Genomic DNA, 21,941 nt, shown 5'->3' with positions numbered 1-21,941 from the left:
CCTAGCCGCCGATCGCGAGCAGCGCGGTTCGGACCGCGTCCGGAATCGGCCTGGAGCGACGCTCGCTCAGGTCGACATGGACGCTGACCATCTCGATCTCGGCGTGCAGCTCGCCGGTTTCCGCGTGGCAAAGATCGACCCGCATCGTCATGCTGGAGCTGCCGACCCGCTCGACCCGGACGAAGGCCTCCACCAGGTCGTCGAACCGGAAGGCACGCTTATAGTCGACCTGCGCGCGGACGACGTTGAACTCGGCTTCCAGCCATTCGGGCCCCAGTCGGCCCAGATCCGCCCAGCGCCAGAATTCGGTCAAGCCCACATCGGCATATTCGAGATAGCGCGAGTTGAAGACGATCTTCTGCCCGTCGATCTCGGAATAGCGGACGCGGAAGCGGGTGGAAAAGGGGAAACCGGGGCGGGGCATGGCGGCGGGCTTTGCCCGGAGTGGGGGCGGGTTCGCAAGTGCGGGGTGCGCATGCGGGCGTGCCGTTTCTGGAGGCCCGCTCCATCCACCAGCACGTCGTCATCCCCGCGAAGGCGGGGATCCATTCGCCGGTGCGTTCGCGGCTGGAACCGCAGCGTCAGCCCCAATGAATTCCCGCCTTCGCGGGAATGACGATCGGTTCTTTCGGGCGGTTCTTTCGGGAAGGCAGAAAAAGAGCCCCCGCCGTTGCAGCAGCGGGGGCTCGCATAATGGGACGCCCGTGTCATTCGCAGCGTCAGTCTAGCAAAACTGCCGTCTTGCCGCCATCACCCCGCGTTCGCCGCCGGCGTGTTGACCCCCATCGACTGGAGATATTTGCGCACGTTGCGCGCGGCCTGGCGGAGGCGCTGTTCGTTCTCCACCATCGCGATGCGGACGAAGCCCTCGCCATTCTCGCCATAGCCCACGCCCGGCGCCACCGCGACCTTGGCATGGGTGAGCAGCTGCTTGGAGAACTCCAGGCTGCCGAGATGGGCCAGCGCCGGCGGCAGCGGCGCCCAGGCGAACATCGAGGCGCGGGGGCTCGGTATCTCCCAGCCGGCGCGGGCGAAGCTTTCCACCATCACGTCGCGGCGCTTGTGATAGAGCTGGCGGTTCTTCTCGACGATATCCTGCGGGCCGTTGAGCGCGGCGCAGGCCGCCGCCTGAATCGGGGTAAAGGCGCCGTAGTCTAGATAGGACTTCACCCGCGTCATCGCCGCGATCAGCTGGCGGTTGCCCACCGCGAAGCCCATCCGCCAGCCGGCCATCGAATAGGTCTTGCTGAGCGAGGTGAACTCGATCGCGACGTCCTTGGCGCCCTTCACCTGCAGGATCGACGGCGTCGGCTTGCCATCGAAATACAGCTCCGAATAGGCGAGGTCGGAGAGGATCCAGACCTTGTTCTCGCGCGCCCAGGCGACAAGGCGTTCGTAGAAGGCGAGGTCCACCGTCTCCGCGGTCGGGTTCGACGGATAGTTGACGACGAGGATCGACGGGCGCGGCACGGTGAAGTTCATCGCGCGCTCGAGGCTTTCGAAATAGGCGTCGTCGGGCGTCGTCGGCACCGCGCGGATCGTCGCCCCCGCGATGATGAAGCCGAAGGTGTGGATCGGGTAGCTGGGGTTGGGCGCCAGCACCACGTCGCCCGGCGCGGTGATCGCGGTGGCGAGGCTGGCGAGGCCCTCCTTCGAGCCCATCGTCACCACCACTTCGGTCTCGGGATCGAGATCGACGCCGAAGCGGCGGCCATAATAATTGGCCTGGGCGCGGCGCAGGCCGGGAATGCCCTTGGACTGCGAATAGCCGTGCGCGTCGGGCTTGCGGGCCACTTCGCACAGTTTCTCGATCACATGGTCGGGCGGGGGCAGGTCCGGATTGCCCATGCCGAGGTCGATAATGTCCTCTCCGCCCGCGCGCGCCGCTGCCCGCATCGCGTTCACTTCGGCGATAACATAGGGGGGCAAGCGCTTGATGCGGTAGAATTCTTCGGACATTTCCTCGACTTTCAAGGGTTCTTGTGTGCGACACAAAATTGTGTCGTCCGCGCTTTCTACGCCATAAAGGCGCGGTCGGGAATGACGCATTGCTTGGCCTGCGCTAAGGCGGGGCAAAGGAGAGGACCGAATGGCCGATACCCGCACGCCGACCTTGCCCCGCCTGGAGGACCTGCAGCACTGGACCTGGGTGCTGGGCCGCGCGCAGCAGATGATGCTGGAGCACGGGCTGGACCTGATGGAGCAGGCCCCCGGCGCGCCGCCCTTCGGCATGCTGCTCGATCCCACGCCGGCGATGCGGGCCAGCGCCGAGTTCTGGGCGGACACGATGCAGCTGTGGCAGCGCTTCCTCGATCCCGCCCATGCCGAGCCCTTCGTCGAGACGCCCGAGCAGGCGCGCGACAAGCGCTTCAAGGCGCCGCAGTGGCGCGAGCAGCCGGTGTTCGACTTCCTCCGCCAGAGCTATTTCGTCATCGCCGACCACATGCTCAAGAATGTCGAGGCGCTGGAACATGTCGACGCGCGGCAGAAGGACCAGATCCGCTTCGCCACCAAGGGCTTCATCGACGCGATCAGCCCCACCAACTTCCCCGCCACCAACCCCCAGGTGCTCGAGAAGATCGTCGAGACCAAGGGCGAAAGCCTGCTGAAGGGCCTGCAGCACATGCTGCAGGACATGGCCAAGGGCCAGATGACGCAGACCGCCGCCGGCGCGTTCGAGCTCGGCCGCAACCTGGCGATGACGCCGGGCAAGGTGGTGAAGCGCACGCCGCTGTACGAACTGATCCAGTATTCGCCGACGACGGACACGGTGCTGGAAACGCCGCTGATCATCTTCCCGCCCTGGATCAACCGCTTCTACATTCTCGACCTGACGCCGGAGAAGAGCTTCATCCGCTGGGCGGTGGCGCAGGGGATCACCGTGTTCGTCGTGTCGTGGCGCTCGGCCGATGCGAGCATGAAGGACGTGGTGTGGGACGATTATGTCGAGCGCGGCCAGATCGACGCGATCGACACCGTGCGCGAGCTGCTCGGCGTGGAAAGCGTCCACACGATCGGCTATTGCGTGGCGGGCACCACGCTGGCGGCGACGCTGGCGGTGCTCGCGGCGCGCGGGGAGGCGGCGAAGGTGGCGAGCGCGACCTTCTTCACCGCCCAGGTCGACTTCACCGAGGCGGGCGACCTGCGCGTGTTCGTCGACGACGACCAGCTGGCGATGATCCGCAGCCTCGGCGCCGACGGGTTCCTCGACGGGCGCTACATGGCGGCGACGTTCAACCTGCTGCGCGGGCGCGACCTGATCTGGAACTACGTCACCAACAACTATCTGATGGGGCAGGAATATGCGCCGTTCGACCTGCTCCACTGGAACTCGGACGTCACCAACCTGCCGGCGACCTGGCACCTCAGCTACCTGACCGACCTCTACCGCGACAACAAGCTGATCGCGCCCGGCGCGCTCAGCATCGGCGGTACCCCGATCGACCTGTCGAAGGTAGAAACGCCGTCCTATATCCAGGCCGGGCGCGAAGATCACATCGCACCGCCCCGCAGCGTCTGGAAGATGACGGAGCATTTCCGCGGGCCGCACAAGTTCGTGCTGGCCGGTTCCGGCCATATCGCCGGCGTAATCAATCCGCCTTCGGCAAAGAAATACCAATACTGGACCAATGCCGGGCCGGCCGAGTCGCTCGAATCCTTTGTCGAAAACGCGACGGAACATGCCGGAAGCTGGTGGCCGGACTGGGTGGACTGGTTGGTTGCGTTGAACAGTGCAAAGGTTGCGACGAAAGGTGCGCGGCTTCCCGGCAGTGGAAACCTTTGTGCAATCGCCGACGCGCCCGGCGAATATGTTAGAATGCGCTGACGGGAAGGCCGAATTTTCGCGGGTTTGACGATTTTTGTGCACTGCACAATGGCGCCTTGCAAAATGGCCGTCGAGCCTTTATATGTTGCAGCGCAGCAATTGGCAGGGAAAGCTAGTCACATGGCCAGCAAAGGACCTAAGACGACGGCCAAACCGGCGGCACGCGGTGCTACCAAGCCCGCGATTCTGGCCGAAGCTGCCGCGGCGAAGCCGACGCCTGCACCCGCCCTTGCCGAGACGATCGTCCCGGCAGCGGCGCCGGTGCCGGCGCCTGCCGAAGCCGCTGCACCGCAGGACGTGAAGACCAACATCGAAGAGGCGATCACCGCCCCGGTGGAAACGGCAGCCGCCGTCACCGAGCAGGCGATCGAAGCCGCAGAGACCGTCGCGCCGGCGGTCACCACCAGCACCGCGAAGGAAACGACTATCATGGCTACCACTTTCGAAAACGCGACTACCCAGGCCCAGACCGTTTTCGCCGACCTGAATGAGCGCACCAAGGCCGCCGTCGAGAAGTCGACCAAGCTGGTCGAGGAAGCCAACGAGTTCGCCAAGGGCAACATCGAAGCCCTGGTCGAATCGGGCCGCATCGCCGCCAAGGGCTTCGAGAGCCTGGGCCAGGAAGCTGCCGATTACAGCCGCCGCTCGTTCGAGAGCGCGACCGCCGCGCTGAAGGGCCTGTCGTCGGTCAAGTCGCCGACCGAATTCTTCAAGCTGCAGAGCGACTATATGCGCGGCGCGTTCGACGCCTATGTCGCCGAAGCCTCGAAGCACACCGAAGCGATGATCAAGCTGGCCGGCGACGCCGCGCAGCCGATCTCCAACCGCTTCGCGGTTGCCGTCGAGAAGGTGAAGACCAACGCCTGATCGGCCCTGCCGACGGGTAGTTGCACCGAAATGGGGGTGGTCGCTACGGCGACTGCCCCTTTTTCATGTCCACAAAATGCGGGCAGGGGCCTGCTACGCCTTGCCCTTGGGGGCAGTGCGACATATTTTGCCCAGCCTATGGTCGAGCTTCGTACAGTGCAGATTCGGATGGCCGAGGACGGCGACCAGGACGATCGCGGCAACGATGACGCGCTCGGCATCGCCACGCGCACCCGCACCCGCACCAAGAAGCCGACGCCGTATCGCGTGCTGATGCTCAACGACGATTACACGCCGATGGAGTTCGTCGTGCTGGTGCTGCAGCGCTTCTTCCGGATGAACATCGAGGAAGCGACCCAGGTGATGCTGCACGTCCATCAGCGCGGCGTGGGCGTATGCGGGGTGTTCAGCTACGAGGTCGCCGAGACCAAGGTCTCGCAGGTGATCGATTTCGCCCGGCAGAACCAGCACCCGCTGCAGTGCACGCTGGAGAAGGCATAAGCCTGTTCGGTCCGCCGGATCGATGGGCGGCGGCTGGCGCTGAACCTTCGGTTCGTTCGCCAAGCGCCCTGGCAATGCATTGCCGCCTTCGCGGTACGAACGAGGCATTGGGGTACGGGCAGGGCTCCCCCGTGCCGCTCAGCGCGGCGGCGGCAGCCAGCGCAGGTCGAGCCCCTCGTAGCGATTGACGTAGTTCGCCGCGCCGGCAAGGCCTGCGCGATCCAGCAGGGTCACGCGCCCCCCCTCGCGCGCGATCATCCCTTCCTCTTCGAGCTGGCGCAGCATGCGGTTGACGTGCACCGCCGTCAGCCCGGTCGCATCGCCGATCTCCTCCTGCGTCAGCCCCAGCGTATATTCGCGATCGATCGACTTGTCGGTCGCGCGCAGCCGGTTGCGCAGGTCGAGCAGCAGCGCCGCCACCCGCGCCTTGGCACTGGTGCGGCCGAGCGCGGCCAGCCGGTCGGTCAGCGCCACGCGTTCGATCTGGCTGTACACCAGGATCATCGCCGAAAGGCGCGGATGCGCCTGCATGATGTCGGACAGCGCGGCCCGGTCGAACGGACAGACCACCGTGTCCGAAAGGGCACAGAGCGTCTCCGGGGCCTCGTGGTAGATGGCGGAGGAAATGCCCAGCATGTCCCCCGGAAACAGGAATCGGAGAATCTGCCGGCTGCCGTCGTCCAGCAGCACATAGCTCATCATCAATCCCTTGCGGAGAATGAACAATTCCCCGCACGGCTCGTTCTCACGCTGCAGGATCGCGCCGCGCCGCACATGGCGCTGGCGCTGCTCGAGCGCATCCAGCGCCTCGCGCTCTTTTGGCGTGAGCGCGATGAACTCGCTCAAAACATCGGCAAAACAACTGGATGACACGCTCTGCACTTTCCCCCGGGCTCTCCTGCAAAGCAGCGCAACGAAATCAGTGCATTAAAATCGATCAAGCCCCTCCTGCAGCCCACCGCTTGCGCGTACGCGCAGAGCGGCTAGAAGCTCGCCATGGACCGTATCCTCATCCGTGGCGGCAATCGGCTCGCCGGCAAGATCGCGATTTCCGGCGCGAAGAACGCCGCCCTCACCCTGATGCCGTGTGCGCTGCTCACCGACGAGCCGCTCACCCTGCGAAATCTGCCACGTCTGGCAGATGTCGACAGCTTCGGACATCTACTGAATGAACTCGGCGCATCGACCTCGGTAGAGGGCACGCGCCCGAACGAATTCGGCCGGGTGCTCTCGGTGCGCGCCAGCCGGCTGACCTCGACGGTCGCCCCCTATGACATCGTCCGCAAGATGCGCGCCTCGATCCTGGTGCTCGGCCCGCTGCTCGCGCGCGAGGGCGAGGCGACGGTGTCGCTGCCCGGCGGCTGCGCGATCGGCAACCGCCCGATCGATCTCCACCTCAAGGCCCTGGAAGCGATGGGCGCCGAAATCGAGCTGAGCGCCGGCTATGTGAAGGCGACCGCGCCGGGCGGCCGGATTTCGGGTGGCCGCTTCCGCTTCCCGGTGGTCTCGGTGGGTGCCACCGAGAACGCGCTGATGGCGGCCTCCACCGCGCGCGGCACCACGGTGCTGGAGAATGCGGCGCGCGAGCCCGAGATCGTCGACCTGTGCAATCTGCTGGTCGCGATGGGCGCGGTGATCCGCGGCATCGGCACCGAGACGCTGGAGATCGACGGCCGCGACCGGCTGCACGGCGCGACCTATGCGGTGATGCCCGATCGTATCGAGGCCGGCAGCTATGCCTGCGCCGCGGCGATCACCGGCGGCGACGTCGAACTGCTCGGCGCCTCGGCCGAGGACATGCGCGCGACGCTGGATGCGCTGGTCGAGGCCGGCATCACGGTCGAGGAAACCGTGAACGGCGTGCGCATCGCCGCCGACAACGGCATCCGCCCGCTCACGCTCAACACCGCGCCGTTCCCCGGCTTCGCCACCGACATGCAGGCGCAGTTCATGGCGATGCTGTGCAAGGCGGACGGCGCGAGCACGCTGACCGAGACGATCTTCGAGAATCGCTACATGCACGTGCCCGAGCTCACCCGCATGGGTGCGGACATCGAGGTGCATGGCCGCACCGCGATCGTGCGCGGGGTGGGCAAGCTCACCGGCGCGCCGGTGATGGCGACCGATCTGCGCGCCTCGATGAGCCTGATTCTCGCCGGGCTCGCCGCCGAGGGCGAGACGCAGGTCAACCGCGTCTACCATCTCGATCGCGGCTATGAGCGGCTGGAAGAGAAGCTGCAGGGGGTCGGCGCCGATATCGAGCGCGTCGGCGACGGCTGAACGGCTGGCTATTCGGCCGCGATCGACAATGGCGGCGTCTCGCGTCCCGGGGCGGCGACCACCCGGTTCCGGCCCGCCTCCTTCGCCTGATACAGCGCGGCATCGGCAAGGTTGAGCAGATCGGCGATCGTCCGCGTGCTTTCGGGCATGGCGGCGACGCCGAACGAGGCGGAAATCCTGGCGTCGTGGGTCGCGGACAGCGCCTCGATCCGCTCGCGCAATATCTCGGCCTTGGCGACGGCTTCGCTCAGCCCGCATTCGGGCAGGATCACCAGCAGTTCCTCGCCGCCATAGCGGCAGGCGACATCGGAGGTGCGCAGCGCGCCCATGATCTGCGCGGCCGTCTCGCGCAGCACCGAATCGCCGACGGCATGGCCGAATTCGTCGTTGAGTTTCTTGAAGTGATCGAGGTCGATCATGAGGACGGAGAGATGCGTGCCGCTGCGTTCGGTGAGGCTGGCGAAGCGGCTCAGCGCGTCTTCCATGTAGCGGCGATTGTACAGGCCGGTCAGCGGATCGCGCAGCGCCTGGGTGCGCAGCTTCTCGCGCAGCGCGATGTTGGAAACCGCCAGCGACATCGCGTCCGCAATCGCGGTTGCGAGCGGCTGGATGCGCTCCAGCTGCGTCGCCGCATCGGGCAGCGTCGTCGCGATCTTCAGCATGCCCTGGATCTCGCCATGCGCGGTCATCGGCAGTTCGAGGACCGTCGCCGTGCCGAGATGATGATCGCAGCGCAGCGTCCCCCTCGCGTCCGAATTCACATGCGGCTTGCCGCGCTTGAGCGCCCAGCACTGCGAAGGCGGCAGCATCGGGCGGAGCGTGTCGTCCTCCGGCCAGTGCCAGCTGCCGGAAAGCTCCAGCCGATCGCGCGAATTGTTGAACACGTAGAGCGCGCCGCCGAACCCGGCGAGCAGCGAATCGATCGTCGCGCCCAGCACCGCGTTCGCATCTGCATAGCCATTGGCGCTCTGCAGCATTTCGGTCATGCGGAACAGGTGGTTGATCTGCTTGCGCTCGGCGTGGGCGCGTTCGGCGTCCTCGCGCCGCTCGCGCAGCGCGCGGATCGATTGCGGCCCGCCCAGCAGCAGCACGAGCAACACGACGATCGCCCCGCCGAACTCGATGGCGCCGTCGATCAGCCGTGCATCCCGCGACTGGGCAAGGGGAAGGAGAAGATGCGCGAGCACCATGGCGATCACGGCCATGGAGGCAGCCGACACGCGCATCCGCAGCGCGCTTTCCAGCGGATCGCGGCGCCGTCCTTCCATGGGTTTCTTGCTCACCAGACCGGACCCTTGTCCGCAGCGCACGCCGCCACGGCACAGCAGCATTATAGCGGCGGGCCTGGTCCGGTTCGTCTCGTGGAACCGACCCTAGGTAGTTCTACAGCATCGAACCCGTATCGAGGAAGCGCTGGTGCCAGGCCAGCGCCTCGCCGGGCAGCATCGGCGTCTGCTGGCCATAGCTGCCCGCCCGCGCGCGTTCGTAATAGTCGCGCAGCATCGGCCGGAAGCTGGGATGCGCGCAGCGCTCGATCACCTGCTCGGCGCGCTTGCGCGGCGCGAGCCCGCGCAGATCGGCCAGGCCCTGTTCGGTCACCACGATCTGCACGTCCTGCGCGATGTGGTCGACATGTGAGACGTGCGGCACGATCGCGGAGATGGTGCCGCCCTTGGCGGTGGAGGGCGACAGGAAGATGGAGATATAGGCGTTGCGCGCGAAGTCACCCGATCCGCCGATGCCGTTCTGGATGCGCGAACCCATGACATGGGTGGAATTGACGTTGCCGTACAGATCGGCCTCGATCATCCCGTTCATCGCCAGGCAGCCCAGCCGCCGCACCACTTCGGGGTGGTTGCTGATCTCCTGCGAGCGCAGCAGGATGCGATCGCGGAACCGGTCGAGATCCTGGTTCAGCCGCTCGGCGGCGGCGGGGCTCAGCGAAAAGGCGGTGCAGCTCGCCATGCGCAGCTTGCCCGCCGCGAGCAGGTCGAGCATCCCGTCCTGCAGCACCTCGGTATAGGCGGTGAGGTTCTCGAACGGCGCGGTCAGCAGCCCGGCGAGCACCGCGTTGGCGATGTTCCCCACCCCCGATTGCAGCGGCAGCAGCGACGGCGGCAGGCGGCCCTTGCCGACTTCGTGGCGGAAGAATTCGATCAGATGCTGGGCGATGGCGACCGCGCTCGCATCGGGGGCTGCGAAGGGCAGGTTGCGATCGGGCGCGTTGGTCTCGACCACCGCGATCACCTTGTGCGGATCGCAGCGGAGCGTCGGCTGGCCGATCCGCTGGTCGGGCGCGGCGAGCGGGATCGGCACGCGGTTGGGCGGCAGCGCGGTGCCGTAATAGATGTCGTGCATTCCCTCCAAAGCGGGGTTCTGCCAGCTGTTGACCTCCAGGATCACGCGCTTGGCGACATCGAGCCAGGTCTTGTTGTTGCCGACCGAGGTGGAGGGGATCAGCGATCCGTCCGCGCGGATGCCGGCGACCTCGACCACCGCAACGTCGAGCGCCCCGAGAAACCCCTCCCAGGCAAGCGGTGCGACCTGGCTGAGGTGCAGGTCGACATAGTCCATCGTGCCGGCGTTGATCTTCTCGCGGGCGATGGGGTCGGAATTATAGGGCAGGCGTGCCGAAATGCCGTCGACGCGGGCGAGCGCGCCGTCCAGCTCCGGCCCGGTCGAGGCGCCGGTCCATACCTTCAGCCGCATCGGCTTGCCGGCGGCATGCTCGGCCTCGATCTGCGCGGCGAGCGCGGTCGGCACCGCCTTGGGATAGCCGGAGCCGGTGAAGCCGCTCATCCCCACGGTCATGCCATCGGCGATGAACGAGGCGGCGTGCTCGGCGGTGGTGACCTTGGCGGCAAGTCCGGGGTGGGCGATACGCGACATGGAAACCTCTCTGGGCTGCGACCCTGGCGGCGATGCAGCCCTATCGAGGCAGGTGCAATTGTTGCAATTACCTACTTGGATCGCGCGGATGCACCCGGTGCACGCAGCATTCTCGAACTAGTTGATCTAGTTAAGTCGCCCGGAACTCCCCGGTTCGGCCACGGGTTGAGGCCGCCAAGCAGGAGAGACTTTTCCCATGGCGACCCTCGCGCGCGATGTCGTGTCACCCCCTCGTTCGCAGTTTCTGACCGACAGCTTCCAGCGCGGCCTCGCCCACTGGAATCGCGAACGGCTGGAACCCGGCTTCCCTTCCGACGACTGGCAGCGCCGGTTCGAGCGCGATGTCCGCATGGAGCGGCTGCAGGGCGCGTTCGTCGAGGAACTGCGCGCCGAGGTCGCCGACGAGGCCGCCGCCGCGCCGACCGACGTCGACGGCTTCATCGCCTGGTTCGAGGGGCTGCAGGCGACCGGGCCCGGGCAGGGCGATCCGCTGTTCCCGTGGTTGGCCGAGCATGCCGACCGGGACCAGCTTCGATGGTTCTTCGAGCAGGAGGCCGCCGGCGAAGCGGGGTTCGACGATCTGGTCGCGATGACCCAGGTCAAGCTGCCGACCCGCCCGAAGCTCGAGCTCGCCCGCAATTACTGGGACGAGATGGGGCACGGCACCGAAAAGGGCATGCACGGGCCGATGCTCGATGCGCTGGTCGAGACGCTGGCCGTTACCCCGGTGATCGAGCACACCATGTGGGAAAGCCTGTGCCTCGCCAATGCGATGACCGCGATGGCGAGCAGCCGCCGCTATGCCTGGCATTCGGTGGGGGCGCTGGGCGTGATCGAACTCACTGCCCCCGGCCGCTCCGCCGCGACGGCCGAAGGGCTGAAGCGCGTGGGGCTCAGCCCCAGGGAAGCGCGCTACTTCACGCTGCACGCGGTGCTCGACATCAAGCACAGCGAGGACTGGAACCGCGAGGCGATCCGGCCGGCGGTGGAGCAGGACCCGCGCCGCGCGACCGCGATGGCCGAAGGCGCGCTGATCCGCCTGCGCTGCGGCGCGCGCTGTTTCGAGGCCTATCGCGATCGCCTCTGGGGCTGACGGGCGCGCGGCGGGTTGCTAGGCAGGCACCATGCTTCGCCTCGCCCTTGTCGCCGCGCTGATGTTCGCGCCCTTTGAAACCGCCGTGCCGCTGCATGCGGGCGGGCGCGTCACCGCCGATGGCCGCTTCGGCTGGCCCGGCGTCTATTTCGAGGGGCGGTTCAAGGGCACCTCCGTCACCGTGTCGGTCGAGGCGGGCGAAGACCATCTCGCCGTGCTTATCGACGGGGTGGAACGCGCGGTGCTCAGGAAGCCCGGCAAGGTGCAGCGCCGCTTCGACGGGCTGGCGGACGGCGAGCACGTCATCCGCGTCGAGAAGCTGACCGAGAGCCAAAGCGGCTATAGCCGGATGATCGGGGTCACTACCAGCGGCACGCCGCTCGCCCCGCCGGCCCGTGCGCGCCGCGTCGAGTTTATCGGCGATTCGCACAGCGTTGGCTATGGCGACACCGCGACCGTGCGGGATTGCACCGGCGCGCAGGTGCATGACACCACCGATACCCAACTGGCGTTCGGCCCGCTGCTCGCGAAGAAATGGGACGCCGATTATCGCGTCATCGCCTTTTCGGGGCGCGGCGTGGCGCGCAACTATTCCGGCGGCAACCCCGGCGAGACGCTGCCGGTGCTCTACGCCCGCGCCATTCCCGGCGAACCGGCGCCCGCGGTGCAGGACGGCTGGCAGCCGCAGCTGATCGTCATCAACCTCGGCACCAACGATTTCTCGACGCCGGTCCATGAAGGCGAGGCGTGGAAGGACGATGCCGCGCTGCATGCCGACTATCGGGCGAAATATGTCGCGTTCGTGCGAAAGCTGCAGGGCGCCAATCCGGCCGCGCGCTTCCTGCTGATGGGTGCGCCCGCCTTCATCGCCGACGTGCGCGCGGTGGCGGCGGCGACGGGGGTGACGGCGGTGGCGGTGCCCCAGCTGGAATTCACCGCCTGCCACTTCCATCCGTCGTTGAAGGATCAGCGACTGATGGCGGCGCTGGTCGAGGATGCCGCCCGGACGCTCAAATAAGGGACGGTGCGGCCGAGTTTCTCCGCACCAAAGCCGTCCTCCCGGCGTTCGCCGGGAGGACGAAGGAGGGCTTTCTGTCCTCCTTCGTCATCGGAACGATCACACCGCCTTCAGCGCATTCTCGAAGTCCGCGATGAGGTCGTCGGCATCCTCGACGCCGATCGAGATGCGGACCAGATTGTCGGTGATTCCCAGCGCCTGCTTGCGCGCCTCGGCCACCGACAGGTGCGTCATTCCCGCCGGGTGGCTGGCCAGCGTCTCGGTGCCGCCCAGGCTCACCGCCAGCTTGGCGATCTTGAGCGCGTCGAGGAATGCGAACGCCTCCTTCTCGCCGCCCTTCAGATAAAGCGAGAAGGTCGATCCCGCGCCGGTGCAGTGGCGGCGATAGATATCGGCCTGGCGCTTGTCCTCGCCGCGCTCGAGGAAGCCGAGATAGCCGACGCGCTCCACCTTGGGGTGGGCGGCCAGGAATTCGCACACCTTGGCGGCGTTCTCGCCCGCGCGGCTCATCCGCAGCTCCAGCGTCTCCAGCGAGCGCAGCAGCATCCACGCCGTGTTCGGGTCGCAGATCGTGCCGATCGTGTTGCGCATCAGCCGGATGGTGTTGATGTGCGCCTTCGATCCGAGCACGCCGCCCGCCACCAGGTCCGAATGGCCGCCTGCATATTTGGTCAGCGAGTAGACGACGATGTCGGCACCTTGGCGGAGCGGCTGCGCCCAGAGCGGCCCGAGGAAGGTGTTGTCGATCGCGATCGGCGGCTTGGTGTCGCCCTTGAAGATCGCGTCGCGGCTGGCGGCGACGGCTTCGACGTCGACCAGCGCGTTGGTCGGGTTGGCCGGGCTCTCCAGATAGATCAGCGCGACATTGCCGGTCGCCGCCTTGCTCAGCACCGCGTCGATCTCCTCGCGGGTCGCGCCCGCCGGGAAATCGAGCCAGTGGATGCCGAAGCGGCCGAGGATGCGCGCGATCAGCGTCTCGGTCGCCGCATAGAGCGGGCCCGAATGGACGATCGTGTCGCCGGGCTTGACCATCGACAGGAACAGGGTCGCGATCGCCGACATGCCCGAGGAAAAGGCCAGCGCGTCCTCGGCCTCTTCCCAGATCGCGAGCCGGTCTTCCAGGATCTCCTGGTTCGGGCCGTTGAAGCGCGAATAGACCAGGCCCTCGGCGCCGCCGGGGCGCTTGCCGGTCACGCCCTCGAAGTGGCGCTTGCCCGCCGCCGCATTGGGGAAGACGAAGGTGGAGGTGAGGAAGATCGGGGGCTTGAGCGCGCCTTCGGAGAGCATCGGATCATAGCCGTGCCCCATCATCATCGTCGCCGGCTTGAGCTTGCGATCGCCGATCTTCTCGACATCGCCCTCGGGACGGGGGCGGGGGGTGCCGCCGGTCAGGTCGGCTTCGGTGGCGTCGGTCATGCAGGCTCTCCGCTTCGTATCTTCTAGATGGTTGCGATTGTAACCAGTTCGGGCGGGCAATCCAGCCAAGTCCGTAACCGCCCTGGCGCAACATCGTTTCGTCTGCGCGACATGGCCTGTGCCTATCCGTTCGGATATACTGACATCAGCGGCAAGATCGATCAGTGTACGCGGACTAATCCATTTCATCGATCGCTCTGGCCGTGCGAGGCTTTGCTCCAGACCATAGCCCGAACCCGCAAGGAGATGCCCGAATGAACGCCGAATCGCAGTGCCCGATGCATGGTGGCAAGATGGAGGGTAACGCCGTCCTGTTCGACATGACGAACCGGACCTGGTGGCCCAACCAGCTCGATCTGACCGTGCTCCACCAGAACCCGCCCGCCGGCGACCCGATGGGCGCGGACTTCGATTATGTCGCCGAATTCCGGAAGCTCGATCTGGCGGCGGTCAAGGCCGACATCTTCGCGCTGATGACCGATTCGCAGGATTGGTGGCCGGCGGACTTCGGCCATTACGGCCCGCTGTTCATCCGCATGGCGTGGCACAGCGCCGGCACCTATCGCATCGGCGACGGGCGCGGCGGCGCGGGCTCGGGTACGCAGCGCTTCGCGCCGCTCAACAGCTGGCCGGACAATGCCAATCTCGACAAGGCGCGCATGCTGCTGTGGCCGATCAAGCAGAAATATGGCCGGGCGCTGTCCTGGGCCGATCTGATGATCCTCGCCGGCAATTGCGCGCTCGAATCGATGGGCTTCAAGACCGCCGGCTTCGGCGGCGGCCGTGCCGATGTGTGGGAGCCGGAGCGCGACATCAACTGGGGCCCCGAGCGCGAATGGCTGCAGACCAGCGACAAGCCGGGCGGCCGCTATTCGGGCGAGCGGGACCTGTCGAACCCGCTGGCGGCGGTGCAGATGGGCCTCATCTACGTCAATCCCGAAGGCCCGGACGGCAACCCCGATCCGCTGCTCGCCGCGCACGACATCCGCGAGACCTTCGCGCGCATGGCGATGAACGACGAGGAGACCGTCGCGCTGATCGCCGGCGGCCATACCTTCGGCAAGACCCATGGTGCGGCCGACCCCAGCCAGCATATCGGGCCGGAGCCCGAAGGCGCGGGGCTGGAGATGCAGGCGCTCGGCTGGGCGAACAGCTACGGCACCGGCAATGCCGGCGACACGATCACCAGCGGCCTGGAGGTCACCTGGACCGAGACGCCGACCGAATGGGGCAACGGCTTCTTCAAGAACCTGTTCGAATATGAGTACGAGCTCACCAAGAGCCCGGCCGGCGCGCATCAGTGGGTGGCGAAGGACGCGGGCGAAGTGATCCCGGACGCGCACGATCCGTCGAAGAAGCATCGCCCGACCATGCTGACCACCGATCTCGCGCTGCGCTTCGACCCCGCCTATGGCCCGATCTCGCGGCGCTTCTACGAGAATCCGGACCAGTTCGCCCATGCCTTTGCCGAGGCGTGGTACAAGCTGACCCACCGCGACAGCGGCCCGCACGCCAAGCTGCTCGGGCCCGAAGTGCCGGCCGAGCCGCGGATCTGGCAGGATCCGGTGCCGGCGGTGGACCATGTACTGATCGACGACGCCGATGTGGCGGCGCTGAAGGCGGAAATCCTCGGCTCGGGCCTGTCGATTGCGCGGCTGGTGAAGACCGCCTGGGCATCGGCCAGCACCTATCGCGGATCGGACAAGCGCGGCGGCGCCAACGGTGCGCGCATCCGCCTCGCCCCGCAAAAGGACTGGGCGGTGAACGAGCCGGCCGAACTCGCCAAGGCGCTGGCGGTGCTGGAAGGCATCCAGGCCAGGTTCAACGCGGCCCAGACCGGCGGCAAGAAGGTGTCGCTCGCCGACCTGATCGTGCTCGGTGGCACCGCGGCGGTGGAAGCCGCGGCGAAGAAGGCGGGGCATGACCTGGCGCTGCCCTTCGTGCCCGGCCGCACCGATGCGACGGAGGAACAGACCGACGCGCACAGCTTCGAGGCGCTCGAGCCCAAGGTCGACGGCTTCCGCAACTATGCGGGCGACACCCTGGGCTGGTCGGAAGAGGAACTGCTGGTCGATCGCGCCGCGCTGCTGACGCTCACCGCGCCGGAAATGACCGTGCTGGTCGGCGGCCTGCGCGTACTGGGTGCCAATCATGGCGACTCGCAGCACGGTGTGTTCACCGAGTCTCCGGAAACGCTGACCAACGACTTCTTCCGCAACCTGCTCGTCACCAGCTTCACCGCCAAGTGGGAAGCGCAGGGCGACGGCAGCTTCGTGGCGAAGGACCGCAAGACCGGCGAAGCCAAGTGGACCGGTACCCGCGTCGACCTGATCTTCGGCTCCAACTCCCAGCTCCGCGCGCTGGCCGAAGCCTATGCGACCGACGATGCCGAGGCGGCGTTCGTGACCGCGTTCGGCAAGGCCTGGACCAAGGTGATGCACGTGGACCGCGTCGACCTCTGAACACAGAAAAAGGGGCCGCCCGGCACTGCCGGACGGCCCCTTTCTTCGCTTCAGCGGACCTTAGTAGGTGCCTTTGAAGCTCGAATTCAGATTGCCCGTCGTGCTCCAATCCTGCGATCGGTCGCCCGTGGTGGTCTGATTGGGGGTGGCGGTGGACCTGGCCTTGTCCTCGCCGAACATGGCGCCCGACTGTTCCTCGTCGCGCCAATGATTCTTGGCCTCCTCGGCGGTCTTGCGCAGCGTCACCTTGTCGTCGACCGTCTGGATCCAGCGCGAGGGGATCGAGTGGTGGCGACCCTCGGCATCCGTGTCGTTCTTGGTCAGGAGGATGCGATCACCCCGCACCTTGTCGACGGTGCCGACATGGCTGCCGTCCGAACCCAGCACTTCCATATGCTCGGTCACGCGGCGCAGTGCATCGCGCTGGCCGGTGCGCTCGGTGCGGAAGCTGTCGAATTCACTGTGGAAACGCTGGGCGTTCTCCCGACGATATTCGTCATAATCGCGGTCGAATTCCTGGATGCGGCTGCGGCGCCATTCGCCGTAATGGCTGTCCGACGCGCCTTCGTTGCGCGCCTGCTGCTCGTCATAGCGCTGGTCCTGGCGGCGGCGGCGCTCAGCCTCCTCGTCGCCGAACCACGAGCGGACCTCGTCGCCGGCGCGGTCGAAGAAGCCGCGGTCGCGATCATAGCCGCGCAGCTCGTCGCCGCCGCGATTGCGGTCACGGTCGTTGCCGTAGCGACCCTGGTTCTGCGGACCATACCCGCGCGAACCGCCGTCGCGACTGGCCCAGTCACGGCCGCCATAGGAGCGCTCGCCATAGTCGCGATCCTGGCCATAGCTGCTGCTGGTGCCGTAATTGCCGTAGCTGCGCGACCCGGTGTCGCTCCAGTCGCGGTCGCCACCGTTCCAGCCGCCGCGCTCCTGGCGCTGGCCATAGCCTTGCGTGCCATAGGAGGAACGATCCTGGCCGCGCCAGTCCTGGCGGCTGCGGGTCCAGTCATCGCGCTGGTTGCGGTCGCGTCCGCCACCCAGCTGGCCGGCGGCGGCATAGTCGCGCGCGCTGCTGTAGGAATAGTCGCGGCCGGAGCCGTAGTCCCGCGTATAGTCACCGGGGCTGCCGGTGTCCTGATACCCGGTGGGGCCATATTGGCCATAGGGGCCATAGCGATTGTTGCGGTCGTCCATCGTATCTCTCCTGCTGAGATGTCGGCGGCTGCGGCATGCTTGCCGTCACGCGTCGTCCAAGCGAGCGGAGGGGCGGATGGGTTCCGCAAATTTAACTTAAGTGCCAGCCACTTCGCCGCGGGCCGAGAGAAACGATGCAGAAGATGCGACAAGCCGGTTGCATCGCCCGCACGGGCTCGCTAAGGGGAGCGCCTCCTGGGCCATCCCGGGAACCGGCGGCGGGGCTGTAGCTCAGATGGGAGAGCGCTGCAATCGCACTGCAGAGGTCAGGGGTTCGATTCCCCTCAGCTCCACCACCGCCCACTTTTCCCATCAAGACCCTGAAATCGTCAGTCTGCCAGCGGCAGACGGATCCGCACGCACAGGCCCGGCCGCGCGTCTTCCAGTGTCAGTGTGCCGTGATGCAGCCGTGCGATGGCCAGGGCCAGCGGCAGGCCCAGCCCGTGGCCGCGGGTGTGCCGGCTGGCATCGAGCCGGCCGAAGCGGCGCAGGGCATGTTCGCGCTCCTCGGCGGGGATGCCGCGGCCGTTATCGGCCACCTCCAGCACCGCCATGCCCTCGGCCCGGCGCACGTCCAGGCGGATCTTGGTGCTGCGCGGGGTGTGGGTCACGGCATTTTCGATCAGGTTGACGAGCAGCTGGGTGAGCAGCCGCGGATCGCCCTCCACCGGCACCGGCGTGTCGGGTAGCCGCGGCACGAAGGCACGGCCGCTTTCCGTCACCAGCAGTTGCAGGCCCTCGCCGACATCGGCGGCCAGCGCCGCTAGGTCGAGCCGCTCGAAGCCGGCACGCCGGTCGCCGCCCTCGATCTCGGAAATGCGCAGGATCGCGGCGAAGATCGCCAGTATCTCCTCGCTTTCGGCGACTGCGGCGGCCAGTTCCTCGCGGACCGGCGCCGCTTCGGGTGCGTTGGCCAGCGCGGCCAGCCGGCCGTGGAGGCGGGCCAGTGGCGTGCGCAGGTCGTGCGCGATGTCGTTGGAGATGCTGCGCATGCCGGCCATCAGTTCGCCGATGCGGTCGAGCATGCGGTTGAAGGTCAGCGCCAGGCCGCCGAACACGCTGCTCGGGCGATCGACCGGCACGCGGGCGCGCAGGTCGCCGTCGATGATCGCCTCGGCGGTGCCGGCGATGGCGGCGATGTTGATGCGGATCGCGCGCACCAGCGCGACGGTGCCGAGCAGCAGCAGCGCGACCAGCGCGCCGAACCCCAGGACCAGGATGCGCACCCGCCCGCGATCATGCTGGTCGATCGGTTCGCTCTCCGCGACCATCGCCAGCGTCTCGCCGCCGGGCAGCCGCCGCACCCAGGCGCGTCCCCGGCTGAGCCCGGTGATGCCGGCGTCCTCGCGCACGGTGGAGAGGCCGATCGGCAGCGGCACGGCGGGCGCGATGTTGCCGGCGAGCGGTCGCCCGCGCGGATCGAGCAGCAGGAAGCCGATATCGGCACTCTCGCGCTCGCTGCTTTCGCGCGCGATGCGGCGGGCGATTTCCGGGACCGTCGCGTTGCCTTCGAGCAGTTCGCGCGCCTCGCCTTGCAGCCGCAGATCGACCTGGCGATCGATCGAGTCGAGCAGCGCGAGATAGGTCCCGGCGCCGGCCAGGGCAGTAGCGGCGGATACGCCCAGCGCAAAGCCGATCGCGATGCGGCCCAGCGAGCGGATCTGCCGCCGTGCCACCGTCAGCCGCGGAACATATAGCCGACGCCGCGCACCGTCACGATCGGATCGGGCAGGCCCGGCATCTCCAGCCGCTGGCGCAGCTTCAGGATGTGCACGTCGACGATGTTGGTGGCAGGAACGAAATCATACCCCCATACGCGCTCGATCAGCATCTTTCGCGACAACACGCTGCCGGCCTCGCGCACCAGTTCGGCGAGCAGCTTGAGCTCGGTCTTCTGCAGCTCGATCGGCTTGCCGGCGCGGGTGACGCGGTGGCGCAGCACGCTGACCGTCACGTCGCCCGCGGTGAGCGTTGCATTGTCGGCGGCGGGGGTGGCGCGGCGGCGCAGCACCGCGCGGATGCGGGCATTGAGCTCGTCGATCTCGAACGGCTTGACGATATAATCGTCGGCGCCGGCATCCAGCCCCTCCACCCGTTCCGGGGTGAGGCCGAGCGCGGTGAGCAGGATCACCGGCGTCTCGATTCCTTCGGCGCGAATGCGGCGCAGCACGTCCACGCCGTCCATCGCGGGCAGCATGCGATCGAGCAGGATCACGTCGTACCGCGTCTCCGCCAGCATGGCGATCGCGGTGCGGCCGTCGCCCGCCGCCGTCACCGCATAGCCGAGTCCGCCCAGTTGCAGGACGAGCAGGGCGCTGAGCTGGGCATCGTCCTCGACGATCAGGGCATGCAGGGCGGGCGACGTGTCGGCAGGGCTGGGCATGCGGAGTCCTTAGTCGGGCTGGCTGTCCCTAACCTTACGGGCCTGCCCGGTCGACTCCGCGCCTCCCGATCAGAACAGACCCGGCACCTCGCGCTGCGCGGTCGTCGGCCGATCGGGCGTGAGCAACTGGCGCGGCAGGGAAGCGACGCCGATGCCGCTGATCGGGCTGCAGCTGCGGCCGGCGACGAAATCGAGCGCGGCCCGCACCGATGCTTCCCGCACGTCGCCCAGCGGCTGCGACAGGTCGTCGCTGGCCGCGCAGCTCGCTTCCACCGTGCTTGCCAGGCCGTTGAAATAGGCGCCCTGACGATTGGCGTTCTGGGTGGCGAAGGCGATCACGCGCAGCCGGTCGTCGCATGCCGCATTGTCGATCGCGACCTGGCCCACCGGCTTGCCATAGGTGTTGGTGCCGATCAGCCCCAGAGCGTTGCGGAAATAGGGCAGCATCCCGTTGATCACCAGCTCGCTGGCCGAGGCGGTGGCGCGGGTGCCGATGAACGCGATCCGGGTGGGCGTGATCGATTCGGGCTGCGGGCTGAAATAGCCGGTCGAATTGTTGGCCGCCTTTTCGGGACGGAAGCTGGTGTAGCTGAACACGTCGCTGCTGGCGCGGGCGCCGCCCAGCAGGTTGCCGAACAGCTGCGCAATGGAGACCAGCCCGCCGCCATTGTAGCGCAGGTCGACGATCACCTTGTCGATGCCCTGCGCCTTGAAGCTGGCGAAGGCGGCGCGCAGCGCGGGATCGGCGGTGCTGATGAAGGTGCGCAGGTTGACATAGCCGACGCGGGCGCCGCCGTTCGGGTCGGTCAGGATCTGCGCGCCGTAGCGGCTGGACACCGGCGTCAGGGTATAGTCGGTCTTCGCCAGCGTCACGATGCGGGTGGTGCCGTTGGCGTCGCGAACCCGCAGCACCCGGGTGGTGCCCGCCGTGCCCGGCCCCAGCGCCTCGTTGATCCCGGTCGAGCCCTGCGCCGCGTAGATGCTGCTCACGTCGCGCAGATCGGCGCTGCTGGTGCCGATGGCGACGATCTCGGTCCCGCGATCGATGCCGGCTTGCAGAGCGCTGGTGCCCTCGAAACTCTCCGTTACCTTCAACGTGCCGCCGTCGATCGACAGGCGGAAGCCGAAGCCGGCGCTGGCGCCGCTGTTGTAATAGGCGTTCTCCTCCGCGATCGAGGTGAGGTAGGAGAAGTAGCGGTCGCGCCCCTGCGCGCGGGCCGTGGCGGTCAGCGCGTCGAGATAGCTGTCCGGGCTGGTATAGCCGCTCGGATCCAGGCTGGCCGGCAGCGTTTCGGGGAACAGATACCATTCGCGCATGGTCGCCAGCACCCAGTCCTGGCGGGCGCGAAGGCTGCAGGCGCTGGCGGTCGGCGCTGGCGTGGGACTGGGGCTCGCCGTGCCGGGCTGCACGACCGTGCTGCCGCTGCCGCCGCCGCTACCTCCGCCGCCGCATCCGGCCAGCGCCGCAGCGATCGCGACCATCGTAGAACCGTGACGCCACCTACCCATCATCGTCCCCCGAAACGCCCCCGCGGACCCGTGCCCGCGCCACCGCCTATCCTAGCGACAGAATCGCGACAGGCGAAGGTTTTGCGTGCGATTCCGGTCATGTTCGCCGGGCGTTTCTTCTCCGCGCGCCAGCGGGAGCAACGCCGGCGCCGAATGCACAACCTCCGCGACCAGGCCCGGCAGGACCTGTTCGATTCCGTCGAGAGGTTTTACGACCCGGTGCGCCAGCAGGTCAGGAACGGGCTGCTGTCGCCTGCCCGGATCCCGGCCTGCCGCCATCACTTCGCCGCCAGGATTTTCTGCAGCCAGTCGCCGACGAGCGATACCAGGCGCGGGGAGCCGGCGTTCGGCCCCAGCCTCGCCACTTCCTCTTCGCCGCCGGTCACGGCACCTTCCTGGAACCAGTGGCTGAGCCCTTCCAGCACCACCACCTGCCCCCGCGCGTTGTTCGCCAGTGCTTTGCGCGCTTCAGCCGCCTCGTCGGACGCGACGACCAGCGGATCCTTGGA

18 protein-coding genes and 1 tRNA gene are annotated in these 21,941 nt (G+C 67.4%); 8 read left to right on the top strand and 11 right to left on the bottom strand.

Annotated elements, in window-relative coordinates; translation table 11 throughout:
* Nucleotide 1: 1 nt before the first annotated feature.
* Complete coding sequence (locus tag KK7_RS0114815) at nucleotides 2-424, bottom strand: acyl-CoA thioesterase (protein ID WP_010545431.1); 423 nt, start codon at nucleotides 422-424, stop codon at nucleotides 2-4.
* A gap of 326 nt (nucleotides 425-750) precedes the next feature.
* Nucleotides 751-1,959 (bottom strand): LL-diaminopimelate aminotransferase, encoded by a 1,209-nt coding sequence (locus KK7_RS0114810; protein WP_010545430.1) that lies wholly within the window; start codon nucleotides 1,957-1,959, stop codon nucleotides 751-753.
* Between the two features lie 130 nt (nucleotides 1,960-2,089).
* Here KK7_RS0114810 and KK7_RS0114805 point away from each other — a divergent pair, with 130 nt between their 5' ends.
* The 3 genes from KK7_RS0114805 (at nucleotide 2,090) to clpS (ending at nucleotide 5,194) form a co-directional block, all read left to right on the top strand.
* On the top strand, nucleotides 2,090-3,826 hold the full coding sequence (locus tag KK7_RS0114805; RefSeq protein WP_010545429.1) for a PHA/PHB synthase family protein: 1,737 nt from the start codon (nucleotides 2,090-2,092) through the stop codon (nucleotides 3,824-3,826).
* 120 nt (nucleotides 3,827-3,946) lie between these two features.
* The gene (locus KK7_RS0114800; protein ID WP_010545428.1) at nucleotides 3,947-4,693 is read left to right on the top strand and encodes a phasin family protein; all 747 of its coding nucleotides are present in this window, start codon (nucleotides 3,947-3,949) and stop codon (nucleotides 4,691-4,693) included.
* A gap of 168 nt (nucleotides 4,694-4,861) precedes the next feature.
* Nucleotides 4,862-5,194 (top strand): ATP-dependent Clp protease adapter ClpS, encoded by a 333-nt coding sequence (clpS, locus tag KK7_RS0114795; RefSeq protein ID WP_010545427.1) that lies wholly within the window; start codon nucleotides 4,862-4,864, stop codon nucleotides 5,192-5,194.
* A 138-nt stretch (nucleotides 5,195-5,332) separates the two neighbouring features.
* Here the strand turns inward: clpS and KK7_RS0114790 are convergent, their stop codons facing one another.
* On the bottom strand, nucleotides 5,333-6,040 hold the full coding sequence (locus KK7_RS0114790) for a Crp/Fnr family transcriptional regulator (RefSeq protein WP_010545426.1): 708 nt from the start codon (nucleotides 6,038-6,040) through the stop codon (nucleotides 5,333-5,335).
* 150 nt (nucleotides 6,041-6,190) lie between these two features.
* On the opposite strand from KK7_RS0114790, the gene murA reads away from it, so the two are divergent.
* On the top strand, nucleotides 6,191-7,474 hold the full coding sequence (gene murA / locus KK7_RS0114785; RefSeq protein WP_010545425.1) for a UDP-N-acetylglucosamine 1-carboxyvinyltransferase: 1,284 nt from the start codon (nucleotides 6,191-6,193) through the stop codon (nucleotides 7,472-7,474).
* An 8-nt stretch (nucleotides 7,475-7,482) separates the two neighbouring features.
* Here the strand turns inward: murA and KK7_RS20835 are convergent, their stop codons facing one another.
* On the bottom strand, nucleotides 7,483-8,757 hold the full coding sequence (locus KK7_RS20835) for a GGDEF domain-containing protein (protein ID WP_202798683.1): 1,275 nt from the start codon (nucleotides 8,755-8,757) through the stop codon (nucleotides 7,483-7,485).
* 100 nt (nucleotides 8,758-8,857) lie between these two features.
* Nucleotides 8,858-10,363 carry an acetyl-CoA hydrolase/transferase family protein gene (locus KK7_RS0114775; RefSeq protein WP_010545423.1) on the bottom strand — a complete coding sequence of 502 codons (1,506 nt, stop codon included), beginning with the start codon at nucleotides 10,361-10,363 and terminating at the stop codon, nucleotides 8,858-8,860.
* A 196-nt stretch (nucleotides 10,364-10,559) separates the two neighbouring features.
* Between KK7_RS0114775 and KK7_RS0114770 the strand changes: the two genes are divergently transcribed.
* Both KK7_RS0114770 and KK7_RS0114765 read left to right on the top strand, forming a co-directional pair.
* The gene (locus tag KK7_RS0114770; RefSeq protein WP_010545422.1) at nucleotides 10,560-11,456 is read left to right on the top strand and encodes an iron-containing redox enzyme family protein; all 897 of its coding nucleotides are present in this window, start codon (nucleotides 10,560-10,562) and stop codon (nucleotides 11,454-11,456) included.
* 31 nt (nucleotides 11,457-11,487) lie between these two features.
* On the top strand, nucleotides 11,488-12,474 hold the full coding sequence (locus KK7_RS0114765; RefSeq protein WP_010545421.1) for an SGNH/GDSL hydrolase family protein: 987 nt from the start codon (nucleotides 11,488-11,490) through the stop codon (nucleotides 12,472-12,474).
* Nucleotides 12,475-12,573: 99 nt separating this feature from the next.
* Here KK7_RS0114765 and KK7_RS0114760 read toward each other — a convergent pair whose 3' ends face one another.
* The gene (locus KK7_RS0114760) at nucleotides 12,574-13,890 is read right to left on the bottom strand and encodes a cystathionine gamma-synthase family protein (RefSeq protein ID WP_010545420.1); all 1,317 of its coding nucleotides are present in this window, start codon (nucleotides 13,888-13,890) and stop codon (nucleotides 12,574-12,576) included.
* A gap of 254 nt (nucleotides 13,891-14,144) precedes the next feature.
* On the opposite strand from KK7_RS0114760, the gene katG reads away from it, so the two are divergent.
* Entirely contained in the window at nucleotides 14,145-16,352 is a 2,208-nt protein-coding gene (gene katG, locus KK7_RS0114755; RefSeq protein ID WP_010545419.1) for a catalase/peroxidase HPI, read from the top strand.
* 60 nt (nucleotides 16,353-16,412) lie between these two features.
* On the opposite strand, the gene KK7_RS0114750 is transcribed toward katG, so the two are convergent.
* Nucleotides 16,413-17,540, bottom strand: a complete 1,128-nt coding sequence (locus KK7_RS0114750; RefSeq protein ID WP_010545418.1) for a DUF2171 domain-containing protein — start codon at nucleotides 17,538-17,540, stop codon at nucleotides 16,413-16,415.
* A gap of 220 nt (nucleotides 17,541-17,760) precedes the next feature.
* Between KK7_RS0114750 and KK7_RS0114745 the strand changes: the two genes are divergently transcribed.
* Nucleotides 17,761-17,836: transfer RNA gene (locus KK7_RS0114745), tRNA-Ala, on the top strand.
* 33 nt (nucleotides 17,837-17,869) lie between these two features.
* On the opposite strand, the gene KK7_RS0114740 is transcribed toward KK7_RS0114745, so the two are convergent.
* The 4 genes from KK7_RS0114740 to KK7_RS22980 all read right to left on the bottom strand — a co-directional run.
* Nucleotides 17,870-19,216 (bottom strand): HAMP domain-containing sensor histidine kinase, encoded by a 1,347-nt coding sequence (locus tag KK7_RS0114740; protein WP_010545417.1) that lies wholly within the window; start codon nucleotides 19,214-19,216, stop codon nucleotides 17,870-17,872.
* Nucleotides 19,217-19,218: 2 nt separating this feature from the next.
* Nucleotides 19,219-19,923: a response regulator transcription factor gene (locus KK7_RS0114735; protein WP_010545416.1), complete on the bottom strand. Its 705-nt coding sequence runs from the start codon at nucleotides 19,921-19,923 to the stop codon at nucleotides 19,219-19,221.
* 69 nt (nucleotides 19,924-19,992) lie between these two features.
* Nucleotides 19,993-21,405, bottom strand: coding sequence for a S41 family peptidase (locus KK7_RS0114730; protein WP_010545415.1), 1,413 nt, complete (start codon nucleotides 21,403-21,405; stop codon nucleotides 19,993-19,995).
* 305 nt (nucleotides 21,406-21,710) lie between these two features.
* Nucleotides 21,711-21,941 (bottom strand): hypothetical protein (locus KK7_RS22980; protein ID WP_010545414.1); only part of this gene is annotated, 231 nt, incomplete at its 5' end.

Origin of the sequence: Sphingomonas elodea ATCC 31461 (assembly GCF_000226955.1) — a bacterium.
Lineage (GTDB): Bacteria > Pseudomonadota > Alphaproteobacteria > Sphingomonadales > Sphingomonadaceae > Sphingomonas > Sphingomonas elodea.
This window is presented reverse-complemented; position numbering and strand designations above follow the sequence as displayed.